Below are 15,513 nucleotides of genomic sequence, written 5' to 3'. Positions count from 1 at the left end.
CCCGCGGAAGTGCTCCTGCTACGCAGCGGGGCCGGTGGTTCCGTCCTGTCGCGGGTGTGACCCGACGCTCTGCTGCAGTGCCGAAAGCTCCACCTTCAACAGGGCCACCTCTTCGCAAAGAATGCGCACCTCATCCTCGGCCTGCGACTGCTCACGGGACAGGTGAAGGCATACCCCGACAAGGAGGACGAGGGTGGTGATGAAGAGAAGGTTCGCGGGGACCTGGATCCCGAGCAGGCCACTGGCTTGCTCAAGCAGGGCGGGAAAGGCCGCCAGCAGAAGAGTGCCGATGCCGATGACGATCCAGAGAACAGCGTATTTCTCGCGCAACTTCTGCCGTCGCAGCATTTCGAAGACGAAGAAGAGAATCGCCACGACGACGATGGAGCCCATAAGGAGGGACATGTGGATTCCTAGTTGGTGGAAGGTGTGGATTTCTTGCGCGTCAGCGCGAACAAGAGCGCCATCCCTGAGCGGCCGAGGTAGATGGCGGCCTTTATCGGGTCATGGCTGGGGGTGCCTCCCTGACGCTCCCTCATTGAAACGCCAACCTGGCGGACGGTGCAGCCTGAACGGATCGCCACGACCAGTGAATCAATCGTGTCGCCCAGGTACTCAGCGGGGTAATGGTCCAGGTATTGGCGGATGGCTTTGGTGTTCGCTGCGCGGAAACCGGAGGTCACGTCGGTGAGCTTTGTCCGTGCAAGCCGGGATATTGTCCACGCCAGGACGTTCATGGCCCACTTTCGGGGGCCGCGAACGGTGTAGTTTCCCGCCTCGGCGAACCGGGCACCAATGGCGATATCGGCGTCGCGCAATCCGTCAAGGACTGTCTTGATGTCCCGGGGGTCATGCTGGCCATCAGCGTCCACCTGGATGACTTGCCGGTAACCATGCATCTGGGCATATTTGAAGCCGGTCCGCATCGCGCCACCGACGCCCATGTTGAACGGCAATTGCACAACGGTGGCGCCGGCCGCGCGTGCCACCCGGGCGGTGTTATCACGGGAGCCGTCGTCCACCACCAGCACATCGCATGGGGGTCCAAACTCAAGGACTTCCGCAATGGTGTTGCCGATCGCTTCCGACTCATTCCAGGCCGGCATGATGACAAGGGTGTCGTGGCGTGCTTCGGTCATGCTGGGAATCCGCTCGTGGTCGAATTAACGTACTCGGTCAGGCGCAGCCCTGCCGGCGGTGCCTCGAAGCCTGCTGCCTTGATCTTGGAGAGATCCAGAACACTGTTAAGCGGGCGGGGGGCAGCATCCTTCCCCTCGAAGTATTCCTTGGTGCTCACGCCCGTCACGGCGTCCCTGCTCTTGCCGGACAATTCGTAGACGTCCGCTGCGATGTCCGCCCACGACTGCGGGTCGCCGTCGTTGCTCAGGTTGTAGGTGCCGTAGGGAGCGCCGGTGTGCAGCAAGTGCCGGATACCTGCCGCGATGTCATCAGTGAAACTGAGGCGGCCGTACTGGTCGTTCACCACGGAAGGTTCCACTCCGCGTGAAGCGAGCGAGGCCATGGTGCGTACAAAGTTGTTGCCTTCACCGATGACCCAACTCGTGCGGACGATGTAATGCCGGGGGACCACGCTGACAACAGCGTCGCCTGCTGCTTTGGTCTGCCCGTAGACACCAAGCGGCGTGAGCGCTTCAGTCTCCGCATGGACTTCCTTGGCCCCGTCGAACACGTAGTCAGAGGAGACATGCACCAGGGTGAGGTCATGCTCAACGGCAATTCGCGCAAGCTGCGTCAACGCGGTCACGTTGGTGGCCCAGGCGGCTGCGCGCCCCTCCGAAGTCTCCGCCGCGTCAACGGCCGTGTAGGCCGCCGCGTTGATGACAGCGGAGTAGTTCTTCCAGTTGCGGTCTTTGAACGCGTCCGGACTGCCGAGGTCGAACTCACTGCGCGATGCGAACTCAACGGAAGTGTCGCCGTCGTACTCTTTCCGCATCGCCTTACCCAGCTGGCCGTTGGCGCCGATCACCAGGGTCTTCTTCGGTGGCATGGGCACGACGTCCGCGAGGCGGGGGTGCGCCTTGTCCTTATCGGACAGTTCGGCTTCGGAGAGCGGGATGGGCCATTCGATGGCCACGGTTTCGTCCGCCAGGTTCAGGAAGGTGTACTGGCCCTGGGCGTCCGCGGACCAGTGGTCATTTACGAGGTACGTGTAAGCCGTCGTATCTTCAAGGGTCTGGAAAGCATTGCCGACGCCGCGCGGAATGAAAATCGCCTGGCTCGGATCAAGTTCGGCAGTGAAAACGGCACCAAACGTGGGCCCCTGGCGCAGATCCACCCATGCTCCAAAGATCCGTCCCGTGGCGACCGAGATGAACTTGTCCCAGGGTTCTGCGTGGATCCCCCTGGTAGTACCTGCCTTCTCGTTAAAGGAGATGTTGTTCTGGACGGGCCGGAAGTCCGGCAGGCCGAGAGCAACCATTTTTTCCCGTTGCCAGTTTTCTTTGAACCAGCCGCGGTTGTCGCCGTGGACAGGAAGGTCGTAGAGAACGACGCCGGGAATGGGCGTTTCGTGGACGGCGAGCTTTTTGGAGAACTCGATGGACATGCCCTACTGGCCCTGTTCCTTGTACTTGGCCTCGGTGGCGGCCTTCTGTGGGCGCCACCAGTCCTCGTTGTCCCGGTACCAGGCGATAGTGTCCTCTATGCCGGTATCAAAGTTGGAGAACCGGGGTTCCCAGCCGAGCTCGGTCCGCAGCTTCGTGGAGTCGATCGCGTAGCGCAAGTCGTGGCCGGCCCGGTCGATCACATGGTCGTAGGCGTCCGGCGCCTGGCCCATGTGCTTCAGGATCAGTTCAACGACGTCCTTGTTGTTCTTCTCACCGTCGGCGCCAATCAGGTAGGTCTCGCCGATGCGCCCCTTGGCAATGATGGCCAGGACGGCGGAGGAGTGGTCGTTGGCGTGGATCCAGTCGCGGACATTTTCCCCCTTGCCGTAGAGCTTGGGCCGGATGCCGTCGATCACGTTGGTGATCTGCCGAGGGATGAACTTTTCCACGTGCTGGTAGGGACCGTAGTTGTTGGAGCAGTTGCTGATGGTTGCCTGGAGACCGAATGAGCGAACCCAGGCGCGGACCAGCAGGTCGGACCCGGCCTTCGTGGAGGAGTACGGGCTGGACGGGTTATACGGTGTCTGTTCCGTAAAGCGCTCGGGATCATCGAGCTCGAGATCGCCGTAGACCTCGTCAGTGGAAATGTGGTGGAAGCGTTTGCTGTGCTTCCGCGCTGCTTCGATGAGGGTGTAGGTACCGATGATGTTGGTGTCAAGGAACGGCCGGGGGTCGTGCAGGGAGTTGTCGTTGTGCGATTCTGCTGCGTAGTGGACCACTACATCTGCCTCGGCAACGAGCCCGTCAACGAGTGCGGGGTCGGCAATGTCACCCTGAACGAATGAGAAGCGGTCGGCTGGAAGGCCCTGCAGCGACGCGAGGTTGCCGGCGTAGGTCAACTTGTCCAGAACAGTGACATGGTCTTCTGTGTTCTCAATAACGTAGTGGACAAAGTTCGAGCCAATGAAGCCGGCGCCGCCGGTAACAAGAAGTCGCTGCATAATTCCCAAGACTACCGGATTTGCCGCTGCACTTAGCTAAAGGAAAGATGGGTGCATGCGCGGAATAATACTCGCCGGCGGTACCGGCTCGAGGCTCCACCCCATCACCTTGGGCGTCAGTAAGCAGTTGGTCCCGGTCTACGACAAGCCCATGATCTACTACCCGCTCTCCACCTTGATCCTCGCGGGCATCCGGGACATCCTCATTATCACCACCCCCCACGACGCTGAGCAGTTCGAGCGGCTCCTCGGTGACGGGTCCCGGTTTGGTGTCTCGATCACCTACAAGCAGCAGCCGTCTCCCGACGGCCTCGCACAGGCGTTTGTGCTCGGTGCCGAGCACATTGGTGACGACAGCGTGGCCCTTGTCCTGGGCGACAACATCTTCTACGGGCACGGCATGGGCACGCAGCTGCGGCGCTTCGAAAACATTGACGGTGGAGCAGTGTTCGGTTACTGGGTGGCCGATCCGAAGGCCTACGGCGTTGTGGAGTTCGACGAGAACGGCAAGGCGGTCTCGCTGGAAGAGAAGCCTGCGGAACCCAAGAGCCACTATGCGGTGCCCGGGCTCTATTTCTACGACAACGACGTCGTGGATATTGCAAAGAACCTCAAGCCGTCGGCCCGGGGAGAGCTTGAGATCACTGACGTTAACCGAACCTACCTGGAGCGCGGCAAGCTGCAGGTCGAGATTCTTCCGCGGGGGACAGCATGGCTGGACACGGGAACTTTCAATGACCTGAACGACGCCTCGAACTTTGTCCGGACCACTGAGAACCGGCAAGGGCTCAAGATCGGGGCACCCGAGGAAATTGCCTGGCGTTTGGGATTCCTTACGGATGACGAACTGCGCGAGCGGGCGGAGCCTCTCGTCAAGAGCGGTTACGGCTCCTACCTCATCGAGCTGTTGGAACACGGCCGCTGATCCACAACAAAACAGCAGGGGCGGGACCGCGAAAGCGGTCCCGCCCCTGCTGTTTGCGGGCCGGGTCAGTTGAGGCGGGTTTTCGCCCCGCCCGTGGAGGTCCAGCTGACGGTGCCTCCCTGGAAGGTCTGGCTGCAGGAAAGCTTGTCGGCGGTACAGGTCTGGCCGTTAGTAGGGAATGCCAGCGCACCGTTTTCGAAGCCCTGCGCCGCCCAGCTCTGCTGGATGGGTCCCGGTACCATCACCTGGGCGCCGCTCGCGGCGGACCACATGATGGTTCCCTTCTCGAAGTTCTGGAAGCAACCGCCGTTCCGCAGGCCACAGATGGCGCCGCTGGTGGGGTAGCCCAACGATCCGCCCTCAAAGCCTGTGGTGGCCCACTTGTCGCGAATAGGTGCCGATGACATGGTCTGGGCCCCGGTGGCAGGTGAGTACATCACGGTTCCGTTCACGAAGTTCTGGAAGCAGCCGCCGTTCCGCAGACCGCACATCTGTTCGCTCGTGGGGTAGCCAAGGATTCCGTTCTCAAAACCGGAAGCTATCCAGGCGTCCCGGACCGGACCGAACGACATGGCGTGCGCCCCGCTGGCATTGGACCACATCACTGTCCCGCCTAGGTAGTTCTGGAAGCACCCGGCACCGACCAGCCCGCAAATGACATTCGAAGCAGGGTAGCCAAGGACGCCGTTTTCGAACCCCTGCTTCTGCCAGAAGTCACGGATGGGCCCCAGCAGGCTGGGTTGCGCCCCTGCAGCGGGGGAGTACATGAGGGCACCTTTGGCGAACATCTGGAAGCATCCGCCGTCCTTGAGGCCGCAGATCTGTGCTGACGAGGGGTAACCGAGGGCCCCTCCTGAGGCGCCGAGGTTCTTCCACGCCTGGGCCATGGGGCCGGCCGGGATGGTCTGGATCGGTGTGGCCGCGGAGTAGGCGACCGTTCCCTTTTCAAAGGACTGCCAGCATTCGCTCTGCACGGCGCCGCAACTGGCCGGACCTGTCGGGTAGCCGAGCTGGCCGTTTTCGAAGCCGGATTGCGCCCAGTAGTTAAGGATGCGGCCCGTCATCGAGTACGCCCCGGACGTGGGGGAGAACAGGATGCTTCCACCTTGGAACAGTTGGTAGCAGCCGCCGCCACGAAGTCCGCACACTTCCTTGGCCAGGGGGAACCCGATTGGTTCTCCCTTTGCGCGCGCTGCCTTCCAGGTGTCACCGATGCCCATGTAGATGGGCCAGGCTCCAGCTGCGGAGGTCCATCCGATAACTCCGCCGGTGAACAGCTGGGTGCAGTCGGAAGCCGTGCAGGTCGCATCCGTGCTTGGGAAGCCAAGGAGGCCGTTCTCAAACCCGTCTTTTGCCCAGGCGTCCAGAATCGGTCCTGATTTGACCAGGTGCGCGCCGCTGGAAGGACTCCACAGCCCCGATCCTGCCTGGAACAGTTGGAAGCAACCGCCCGACCGCAGCCCGCATGTAGCATTGCTCGTCGGGTAGCCCCAGGGCCCGTTTTCGTAGCCCTGCGCTGCCCAGGCATCCCGGATCGCGCCAAATGGAACGAAGGCGGCACCTGTGGCAGGGGAGGACATGATGCTGCCGCCCTGGAAGTTCTGGAAACAGCCGTTATTCTTCAGTCCGCAGATCAGGTCACTGGTCGGATAGCCGGCCGGACTGCGCTCAGCGCCGAGGGCCTGCCACGCGCCGGTGACAGGTCCGGCCGATACAGCGAAAGCCCCGGAGGCTGAGGACCACATGACGGTGCCGCCTTGGAATCCTTGGTAGCAGCCGCCACTGGTCAAACCGCATGTGATGGCGGTGGTTTGGCTGCCGAGGGAGGGGTGGCTGCCTGCATACGCTGCAATTTGCTGGGTGGCCTGGGACGGGACCTGGATAGTGGGAGCGCTGCTTCCCGCGAACCGCTGGAGTGCTGCGAAGTCGCCGTTCCATACATTTGAGTCGCCGGCAAAGGGACCGGTGCTGCTGTACTGCCAGATGCTGTACGTGCTCCAGCTTGCCGGCAGCATTCCGGGCGAGGAAGCCGGTGACAGCGGATAGGAAGCGACCCATAACGGGTAGTCCCCGAATGCGGCGGAGTTGTTGGTGCAGGTTGCCCACCAATCGGTGGTCGAGTAGATCACCGGCAGCCGGCCCGTCAACGCCCGCATGGTGGAGCCGAAGTCCGCAATCCATGCCGTCATTTGGGCGGGCGTCATGTCATAGCAGATGTTGCCATCGTAGGGATTGTATTCAATGTCAAGGACCGGGGGCAGTGTGTAGCCGTCCGCGCTCCAGCCCCCTCCGTTGTTGACGAAGAAGCGCGCCTGGTCAGCGCCGGATGTCGATGACGGATGGGCGAAGTGGTAGGCACCGCGAATCATGCCCACGTTGCGTGCGCCCTGGTATTGGGAGTTGAACAATTCGTTCGTGTAGTAGGTGCCTTCGGACGCCTTCACGTAGGCAAACCGGGCGCCCTTGTTCCACTCGCCTTGCCAGTCCACGCTTGGCTGCCACTTGCTGACGTCCAGCCCAAGGACGCCAAATGTTGGGCTCCAGGTGCCTTCCGTGGACAAAGACTGCGTCGACAAACCTGAACCTGCCGCGATTGCCGTATCACGTGCCACCCGCGAGGAACGCTGTCCCATTTGGGCCCCACCGGCAGCGAGCAGCTCCTGCCTGGACAACTTCTTCGTGGTGGAGGGCGCTGCCGGGTTAGTGCCAGTGGGAGACGGCGCAGGGGCCGGAGCTGCAGGTGAAGCGGTCGCTGCCGGGGCCGGAAGGGGCGTAGTGGGTACACCCTGCAAGGTCGGTGCCGGCGAAGGCACAGTCTGGGATTGCGCCGTCGTGGAAGTAGGTGACGGAGCGGGCGTCGGGCTGGAATCAACGGCGAAGGCGACTCCGCTCAGGCCGGGTCCCGTTAACAAGGAGCAGGCAAGTAGTACAAGCCCAAAAGACTTCAGGACTGGGCGACGGGACTGAGACAGGTTCCGCTTCATATGTGCTCCGGAGACAATGGGGCGCTCCCCCGAGCGCCTCTTTGGATACTGCTCAGGTGAATTCCCCCAGGAAGGCACCTGATAGTGCTATTTCGATAAATAACGCGCTCACCATAGCACCCGTGTTACCAGCGGAACCAGTGATTCTGATGTTACTTATGTGAATCCTGTGGTCATGCCGATTCAATCCTGAGGCCTACTGGAGACAATCTTGAGGTTTGTCAGTTATCCACACAGCCGGTGGATGACTTGTTGCCGCCGGGCAAGCTCCCTAGGCTGTAGCCCAGTCGCACTGCCTCCACCGGGGGCGGCAGTTGTATGGGGGAACATATGGACGCGCTGGGAATTGTCGAGGACGAAGTCCGCGAGCTCATCCGCCGCCGTGGACTGGACCCGCTCAGGCAGGCAGGCGAGGTCCGGCGGTTGGTCGAAGCAGCCGTCACGGATTACGACGAACGGACTTTGATGGGGCCCCTGCCGCCCCTCGGCCCGCTTGATGCGGCCCGCCGGTTCCTCTTCGACGCCGTCGCCGGGTTCGGCGTACTCCAACCGCTCCTCGATGACCCGTCGATCGAGGAAATCTGGCTTAACGCACCCAACGAAATCTACGTGGCGCGCAACGGCGAGTCTGAGCTGACGTCGCTGAGCCTCACGGAACAGCAGGTGCGCGATCTCGTGGAGCGCATGCTCAAAAGCTCCGGCCGAAGACTGGATATGTCATCCCCGTTCGTCGATGCCGCGCTGCCGGACGGCTCAAGGCTGCACGTGGTGATTCCAGATGTCACCCGCCGTCACTGGGCAGTGAACATTCGCAAGTTCGTAGTGAAGGCCAGCCGCTTGGAACATTTGGTGGAGTTGGGCACGCTGACGCCGCAAGCAGCACGCTTTCTCGGCGCTGCGGTGTCCAGCGGCCTCAACATCCTCGTGTCCGGAGCAACCCAGGCAGGTAAGACCACCATGCTGAATTGCCTGGCCGCGAGCATCGGAAGCCGGGAACGGGTCATCACCGTCGAGGAGATCTTCGAGCTCCAGTTTCCCCTCCGGGATGTTGTGGGCCTCCAGTGCCGTCAACCGAATCTCGAAGGCGAGGGCGAAATTCCCCTCCGGCGCCTGGTGAAGGAAGCGCTGCGGATGCGTCCGGACAGGCTGGTGGTGGGGGAGGTGCGCGAAGCCGAAAGCCTGGACATGCTCATTGCCCTGAACTCGGGCCTTCCGGGAATGTGTACCGTCCACGCGAACTCGGCACATGATGCGGCACTGCTCAAAAGACGTGTACCTTCACGAGCGAGATCTCGGGAGAGGGAGGCGCTCCCAACGCGCCGGAGCGCTGGGCCTGCTATCTGTAGTGGTCGCCCGCGCGTGAATGCCTGGGAGGCGAGTTCGCGTCAAGCGCGCGAATTGGCCGCCTAGTATGGCTACTAACCTTAGTATGGCTTTCCGTACCCGGCTTATCGGGGCTCATGACCGGGGTGCGAGTTTGAAGGGGAGCGAAGATGGCGAATGAACTCGAACTTGAGATGTGTCAGTACGCCCACCCAGTCGATGAGGTGATGTCGGTGCTCGAAGCGGCATGTACTGAGCACGAGCGCGTCAAACGCTTGGAACGCGACGGCGACGCGCTGCGCTTTGACTTTAAGATGCCGATCCTCGCTCCGGGCGGCTTATCATGGGTACTCCGGCCGACGCCCTTCTTCAACGGAACCGTGGTCTCGGCGTTCGTCATCAAGGGGATCTCGTACCAAGGTTCAAGCGCCGCCGCCGATCGCGGAAAGGTGAAACGGCTCCTTGAAGCAGTCGCGACGACACTCGCAGGCAACGCGGAGGCCCCGAGTTCTATCCCGTTGGTTGCACCCAACTTCGGCGAGCAGCATGCACACCTGCGTCAACAGGCCCTGCTGGCCTTGGACCACGCCGAGCACTGCGGGGAACAGGGCGACATGATCGGCGAGGAACTTGCCATTGCGCGGTCGGAGCGCATCATCTCCTCCGTCAGTGGGTTCTCAGCGGGCGAGTGGTTATCGGCCGAGATCCATGCACGAATGGACGCAGGACGGCTACGCCGAGACGTCGAAGACTTGGGCGAGATCGGCGAAGAACTCAAGTTGATGAGTGACCGAATCCTCTGCAAGAGAAGGGTCAAAGATTTGGTTGAGACCACGGTCAGACCACTGGATGCTGACGTCACAGCAGCAGTCGAGGACGGCGGCAACATGGAGACCTTGGCAAAGCCTTCGTTGACACGAACGGCGGTGCGCGCGGTGCTTCCGAGGACCGTGAACTTCGTTCTGAGCCACCCGCAGTGGAAGTTGGTGGTCCCCACTGACCCCGCAGCGGCCGATCGCGTCACCGACCTAGCGGTGCGCGTGAACTCCATGTCGGGTGCGCTGCCAGACGGAGAACCTCAGTCCCGTGCCTCGGTGGCTCCCGCAGCACCTACGGCGTCACTGGCCGATCAACTCCGCGACCTAGCCGCGCTGCACCGGGACGGCTTACTCACCGACGACGAGTTCACGAGCGCCAAGGCGAAGCTGCTTGAAGGCTAGAAATCACCCTTCGGCGGGCCTTGCAGAGGCCCCGCAGACGCATCCGCCCCAGATACGCGCGTCAGAGCCTTAGTCCTATGTGCACCCCGGCGTATATCCGCCGCAGGGCCAGAGGGCTGCCGTCCCGGCGAAGCTTGCCTCCCCTGGCTATCGGGTGTTTGTTTCCAGATTGGATGCATCCTGAAAAAGTCCCTATGACGAGAGAAGGGTCATGCCGGATTCGCCTGGCGCCATGAGGGAGTCCCTGCGCGACGATGAGTCCGCCTTCCGGCAGGACATCGAAAAATGGGCGCTAGCAGCCGTGCCGGTGCTCCAGGACGTTGCCGGAACGTACGGAGGCTTCATCACCTACAAGGCACTTGCCACCCGGGTCTTCGAAGAAACAAAGACCAGCACACGGATGCTCGTTCCGAACTTCAGCTCAAGGCTGTTGAACCGCGTCATTCGCCTTTGCCTGGAGAACAATCTTCCAGCCTTGACGTCGCTGGTGGTCAGTGCAACGGACGGGACGGTCGGAACCGGATTCGACGCTGCGTTGCGCGGCCTCCGGACGGGAGGTCCCGAGTACGGTACCGGAACGGGAACGTATTGCCGCGGCCGAGCGACTGGAATGCTACAAGAAGTTTGGCGCTGACGTGCCTATTGACGCCGAACCTCAGCTGATACCGAAGTATGAGGCCCGGGTGAACCCGCCAAAGCAGGAAGCACGTAGACCGAAGCTGGTGTGCGCGGGGCCGTGTCACCGTCCATGATTCGCACTGCAGGGTCGCCCATGTTGCCCACGGCTGGTACGTGCGGGGCAGGCGGGGCGCCCAAGGGTCGGCGCAATCGAGCAAGGTGCTAGCAGCGGCCCTCGTGCCTGAGGACGTAGGCGTCCAGGTCGAGGCGGCACCAATCCGTCGGTCTGTCCTCGCGCACTAGTCGCTAGGAGGGTGGTAATCAGCCGGGTACGAAATTTTTCGTATTGTCTCCGGCACAAGGCCAAGAAGCTCGTTGATTAGTAAGAAATAACCCCACGGTCCTTGGCCACCACATAGAGCAGTGATCGAGCCGCGCGATGATCCGTTGCACCGAGGCTGTATGCCCTAGTCGGACTGACTATTGCTGCCGATCCGCTTATGCGAACAGCATGGGTCGTATAGCTGCACTTGGGGTAAGCTAACCGGGAATTGGGGAAACGCATAACAGTCACCCCGGAATAGCTGGATTACGGGGGATTTACGATGGCAGTTGGACGGACGAATTTTCGCGAATCGCTCGCCCTGTTGTTTCGTGCAAGGTTCCCAATTCTGTACATCGAATCGTTCGAAGAGCCGCGCGTCTTGGCCGAAATTCGATCAGTTGCAGCCGACTCAAACCTCATGCGAACAGTTCGCCCCGTCTACATCTGGAGTGGGACACGGGGATTCATCAGTCTGGATGGGTCCGTCAAAAAGGAGACAACAGATCCCAAGGCTGCTGTCGAATGGGCGTTGAGGCAGGACGGTGCTGGCGTCTTCGTTATGCTCGACCTTCACGCTTACCTCGGCGACGACCGTCGTCCGGCGGACCCGCAGCTTGTGCGGGGGCTCCGTGATGTCGCTAGCGCATTTCAGAGCGGCAGCGCGGCACGCGTGCTCATTGTAGTCGCGCCGCTCCTTCGTATACCTGATGAGCTAGAGAAAGACGTAACCCTGGTCGACTTCCCGATGCCCAACGAGAAGGAAATCCGGAACGTTTTGGATCAAATGATTGAGGCTAACAGCTCCGCTGACAGCCGAATCCGGATCGAGGTCGATTCGGTTGGCAAGGAGCGTCTTGCTAAGGCAGCCCTCGGCCTTACTCTCAACGAAGCAACAAACGCCTTTGCCCGGGCGATGGTCGACGACGGAGTTCTGTCGAATGATGACGTGCACGTCATTATGGATGAAAAGAAGCAGATCGTGCGCAAGGCCGGACTGTTGGAGTTTGTGGACGTCAACCTGGACTTAGGCGATGTTGGCGGGCTGCAGAACTTGAAGCGCTGGCTGGCGAAGCGCAATAATTCCTGGCTAGATGAGGCTGCTGACTACGGCATACCCGCCCCAAAGGGCGTGCTCATGACCGGCATCCCGGGCTGCGGTAAATCATTGACTGCAAAAGCCATTGCTGCTGCCTGGGAATTGCCTCTCTTGAGGCTCGACATTGGCAAGATATTCGCCGGCCTTGTGGGATCCAGCGAGCAGAACATGAGGTCTGCTATCCGCACAGCCGAGGCGGCTGCGCCCTGCGTTCTGTGGCTGGACGAGATTGAAAAAGGCTTTTCCGGGGTGTCGGGGGACGGAGGTGACGGCGGCACGTCCAGTCGGGTATTCGGGTCGTTCCTCACGTGGATGCAGGAGAAAACCGCACCAGTGTTCGTCATTGCGACTGCAAACAAGGTCGACCGCCTGCCGCCTGAGTTTCTTCGCAAGGGTCGATTCGACGAGATATTTTTCGTCGACCTGCCCACCAGCCAGGAACGGCGCGAGATATGGAGCCTTCATCTCTCAAAGCGGCTCAAGAAAAGTAAAGCCGGGGCCCTTGAAGTAGGCGAGGGGCTTCTCGCCGGACTTACAGATGCAAGCGAAGGCTACGCGGGCGCCGAAATCGAGCAAGCGGTTGTGGCGTCGCTGTTCGATGCTTATGCGGACCGCCGTTCACTAGTCAGCGACGACCTGTACCGCGCCGTCAGGAACATGGTGCCGCTTAGTGTTACGCAGGCTGAAGAGATTGCTGCAGTTCGCCACTGGGCGGCGGAACGCGCTGTCGCTGCTACAGCTTTGGAAGACCTCTCCGGCTATTCATCGCCCCCGGTTGCGGAGACGGCCGCCCTGCCCGAGGTCGCACCCCAGCCACCTCACCCAGAACCCTCGTTGTCTAGAGGCGGAAGACTGGTGGATTTCTGATGAGTATTTCTATAGTCCTCGTTCCCATCGCCGTAGCGGCCATCGGCGCATGGCAGGCCAGTCGCCAAGAAACAGACGCTGAGGGACGAACCGTCTGCCATGTGCAAACTAGGATGCGCGACAGCGGGCTTTTAAGGGCGGCGCTAGCGGACACGAACGCTGCGGTCACCGCATCGGCGAATACGATTGTTGCCGACTGGCAAGGCGTGCGCGCCCGATTCAACCGCGATGAGCGAGAGATCTGGCAGGTGGACTTCACAGGCGACATCGACGAGCAGAAAGCGTCTGGGATTGTTGCCACTATCGACCATGCATATGGCCGCCAGGTGCAAAGAGCGGTACTCGCAAGGTTGCGGGCTCGAGCGCCACTAGCGGGAATGACGGTGGCATCCGAAAGCCTGGAAGAGGATGACAGCGTGACGCTCGTGCTGAATGTTGGAGGATGAACACAATGGGGAACGAGCAGTTAGTCGTCCGAATCTCCCCTGACGGGGCAATTTTTGCAGAGACCAAAGGCATGAAAGGCCCCAAATGTCTGGAGGCCATTGGACTCCTAGAGGATCTGCTTGAAGCGCAAACCGTTACAAGCAGCTACACGAAAGAATACGACGAAGTGCCTGCCAGCACGCACAATGCCATCGAGGTAGATGATGAACTACGCCAACACTGAAGCAATGAGCCGCCTTGCCAGCCGCAAGTGGCGAATCCGCCATAGTGCTTGGCTCCTCGCTCCGATCCTCGGATTCGGCATGTTGTCATTCGTCGGATTCCTTTACGTCGCACTCCGAACCCGCACCCGAAAATTCTGGACCGCCTGCGTCATCGCTTGCCTTGCCTCCGCCTGCGTCTGGGTCGGCAACGCCGTTTGGAACGAACGCACATCCGAGGGCCACGGCTCCTGGGGCGGCGGGATAACTTTTGCTGTATGGGTGGGTCTGATTATCTATGGCTTCATCTTGAACCGCGACTACCTGCGATGGAGGGCAGCCCGAAGCGCAGCTAATGCCTGGTACAATCAGCCGACTGGCCCTAACGCGCACGGACAGCACGCTTCTGTTCCCGTAACGAGTGGATTGGCCCCAGCCCCCATTGCTCCGCCAGCCCCTGCGCCCGGGCTTCTCGGCGTTGACAACTCCGGCTACTACGCCCCGCCGAGCATGCCGCCCGCTCCAATGCAGCGGTCCCGCGACGTAGCAGCGCCGGACATTAATTCCGCTAGCGGTGTTCAGTTGGCAGCGGCGCTTGGTATTGACCTCATGTTGGCTGATCGTGTTATCTCGACCCGCGAACAGCGGGGACCTTATCGAAATCTCGATGATTTGGCTCAGGCAGCCCTTCTTCAGCCTCACGAACTCCTTAAGTTTCGCGAAAAAGTAACCTTCGGGCCAGGCAAGCAGAATGCAGCCGCCCCGGCGGCGGAAAGGCCTTCAGCTGCCACTGAGCCCCCGACTGTCCGTCGCCTTGACTACTGATGGACCAGCACCCGATCTCTTGCGGATCGGGTCAATATCGCCTCGCACCACGGCTGAAGGGCCAGGCCTCCGCTTTGCGGTGTGGGCTCAAGGCTGCTCAATTCGATGCACTGGCTGCTTCAACCCGCATTTTTGGGCGACGGCCGGGGGGCAGGACGTTGTCGTTGAGGACATTGCCCGTCAGGCTATTGACGCTGGAGTGGATGGTGTGACCCTCTTGGGGGGCGAACCGTTTGAACAGGCTCCAGCCTTCGCAGCCCTCGGAAAAAAGGTCCGCGAGGCAGGACTGTCGATGATGGTGTTTAGCGGATTTGAGCGGGAGTTTCTGGAAAGCGGTGATGCTCCCGACGGCGCAGCGGCACTGCTGGCCCAGACCGACCTGCTCGTCGATGGGCCCTACTTGGCAGACAAACGCGATCTCGGCCGGCCCTGGGTTGGTTCCACAAATCAGCGGTTTCACTTCCTCACGGACCGCTACCGCCACTTAGAAGAGAACCTGAAGGGGATGCCGGACCGGATCGAGGTAAGGATCAGCCCGATGGGTGCAGTTGCTATAAACGGGTGGGCTCCTGTTGACCGGCTCGATACACTTCTTGATGATCTGACACCGCGGGTCGGGCGCGGGCAAGTTCAGTAAGCCCCTGTGTGAAGACTTGTCCGACTGTAAAAGGCGATGACTCAGGTTTTGCGCGGGAGTCGCTTTCAGCGGTCACCTACACCGCGTGGGAGCCGCCTATACGTGCATCCCGCCATGGAGGGACGTGTTCGAAAAAGCGTGTACACCAGGTAGCGAGAATTGGGGACTCTCCGGAGATCAGGGAGTCGACGACGGCGTCCGGCAGGCCTTGGCTTCGCCGCGGCCATTGAGGGTGTCGCTCATCAGGCCAACGAAGGCCTGTTCCCGCGCGGTGATGGGCCCGCCCAGGGACGAGACCTTCTCGGAGTGGGCGGTAGCGGCGAATTCAAAGCCGGAGCAAGACGCCCACCAGATCGAGGACTGTGCTGTATTGGTCATACCCTCTTGTGTGCGGCTAATTGCCTCCGGGAACGGGAAGCAAGGAACCCGGCACCAGTCGCGGCCGGAATACGGTCCCTGAACGGCCGGCCCATACACT

General features: G+C 61.2%; 14 protein-coding genes and 1 pseudogene. 9 read left to right on the top strand and 6 right to left on the bottom strand.

All coding sequences use genetic code 11. The features are described from left to right. Positions 1-18: 18 nt before the first annotated feature. Genes VIK36_RS14330 through rfbB form a run of 4 tightly spaced genes read right to left on the bottom strand, consistent with a single transcriptional unit; the run spans position 19 to position 3,568 of the window. Complete coding sequence (locus tag VIK36_RS14330) at positions 19-405, bottom strand: DUF2304 domain-containing protein (RefSeq protein ID WP_255172642.1); 387 nt, start codon at positions 403-405, stop codon at positions 19-21. A gap of 8 nt (positions 406-413) precedes the next feature. Further along, positions 414-1,139: a glycosyltransferase family 2 protein gene (locus VIK36_RS14325; protein WP_324642450.1), complete on the bottom strand. Its 726-nt coding sequence runs from the start codon at positions 1,137-1,139 to the stop codon at positions 414-416. Beyond that, the gene (locus tag VIK36_RS14320; protein WP_324642449.1) at positions 1,136-2,566 is read right to left on the bottom strand and encodes a bifunctional dTDP-4-dehydrorhamnose 3,5-epimerase family protein/NAD(P)-dependent oxidoreductase; all 1,431 of its coding nucleotides are present in this window, start codon (positions 2,564-2,566) and stop codon (positions 1,136-1,138) included. Before VIK36_RS14320 ends, VIK36_RS14325 begins: the two co-directional genes overlap by 4 nt. A 3-nt stretch (positions 2,567-2,569) precedes the next feature. Continuing rightward, entirely contained in the window at positions 2,570-3,568 is a 999-nt protein-coding gene (rfbB, locus tag VIK36_RS14315) for a dTDP-glucose 4,6-dehydratase (RefSeq protein WP_324642448.1), read from the bottom strand. A 55-nt stretch (positions 3,569-3,623) separates the two neighbouring features. Here rfbB and rfbA point away from each other — a divergent pair, with 55 nt between their 5' ends. Beyond that, the gene (rfbA, locus tag VIK36_RS14310; protein WP_159631583.1) at positions 3,624-4,493 is read left to right on the top strand and encodes a glucose-1-phosphate thymidylyltransferase RfbA; all 870 of its coding nucleotides are present in this window, start codon (positions 3,624-3,626) and stop codon (positions 4,491-4,493) included. A 65-nt stretch (positions 4,494-4,558) separates the two neighbouring features. On the opposite strand, the gene VIK36_RS14305 is transcribed toward rfbA, so the two are convergent. Further along, entirely contained in the window at positions 4,559-7,069 is a 2,511-nt protein-coding gene (locus VIK36_RS14305; protein ID WP_324642447.1) for a GH25 family lysozyme, read from the bottom strand. Between the two features lie 738 nt (positions 7,070-7,807). Here VIK36_RS14305 and VIK36_RS14300 point away from each other — a divergent pair. The 8 genes and pseudogenes from VIK36_RS14300 to VIK36_RS14270 all read left to right on the top strand — a co-directional run. Further along, positions 7,808-8,731, top strand: a pseudogene (locus VIK36_RS14300) (CpaF family protein); the annotation flags it as partial. Positions 8,732-8,970: 239 nt separating this feature from the next. Then, entirely contained in the window at positions 8,971-10,020 is a 1,050-nt protein-coding gene (locus VIK36_RS14295) for an SHOCT domain-containing protein (RefSeq protein ID WP_324642445.1), read from the top strand. A gap of 232 nt (positions 10,021-10,252) precedes the next feature. After that, positions 10,253-10,654 carry a hypothetical protein gene (locus tag VIK36_RS14290; RefSeq protein ID WP_324642444.1) on the top strand — a complete coding sequence of 134 codons (402 nt, stop codon included), beginning with the start codon at positions 10,253-10,255 and terminating at the stop codon, positions 10,652-10,654. Positions 10,655-11,243: 589 nt separating this feature from the next. After that, complete coding sequence (locus VIK36_RS14285) at positions 11,244-12,926, top strand: AAA family ATPase (RefSeq protein WP_324642443.1); 1,683 nt, start codon at positions 11,244-11,246, stop codon at positions 12,924-12,926. After that, positions 12,926-13,372 carry a hypothetical protein gene (locus VIK36_RS14280; RefSeq protein WP_324642442.1) on the top strand — a complete coding sequence of 149 codons (447 nt, stop codon included), beginning with the start codon at positions 12,926-12,928 and terminating at the stop codon, positions 13,370-13,372. Before VIK36_RS14285 ends, VIK36_RS14280 begins: the two co-directional genes overlap by 1 nt. 5 nt (positions 13,373-13,377) lie before the next feature. Next, the gene (locus VIK36_RS14275) at positions 13,378-13,596 is read left to right on the top strand and encodes a DUF2997 domain-containing protein (RefSeq protein ID WP_324642440.1); all 219 of its coding nucleotides are present in this window, start codon (positions 13,378-13,380) and stop codon (positions 13,594-13,596) included. Next, positions 13,574-14,398, top strand: a complete 825-nt coding sequence (locus VIK36_RS22120; protein ID WP_420716214.1) for a ComEA family DNA-binding protein — start codon at positions 13,574-13,576, stop codon at positions 14,396-14,398. Before VIK36_RS14275 ends, VIK36_RS22120 begins: the two co-directional genes overlap by 23 nt. Further along, positions 14,325-15,035: a 4Fe-4S single cluster domain-containing protein gene (locus VIK36_RS14270; RefSeq protein ID WP_324642438.1), complete on the top strand. Its 711-nt coding sequence runs from the start codon at positions 14,325-14,327 to the stop codon at positions 15,033-15,035. The genes VIK36_RS22120 and VIK36_RS14270 overlap by 74 nt, the downstream gene beginning before the upstream one ends. Before the next feature lie 177 nt (positions 15,036-15,212). Here VIK36_RS14270 and VIK36_RS14265 read toward each other — a convergent pair whose 3' ends face one another. Next, positions 15,213-15,413, bottom strand: a complete 201-nt coding sequence (locus VIK36_RS14265; protein WP_324642437.1) for a hypothetical protein — start codon at positions 15,411-15,413, stop codon at positions 15,213-15,215. Positions 15,414-15,513: the final 100 nt, after the last annotated feature.

Origin of the sequence: Pseudarthrobacter sp. LT1, from assembly GCF_035621795.1 — a bacterium.
In the GTDB taxonomy this organism is placed as follows: domain Bacteria; phylum Actinomycetota; class Actinomycetes; order Actinomycetales; family Micrococcaceae; genus Arthrobacter.
Note: the sequence above shows the minus strand (reverse complement) of the source record. Positions and strands in the feature narration are given on the sequence as shown.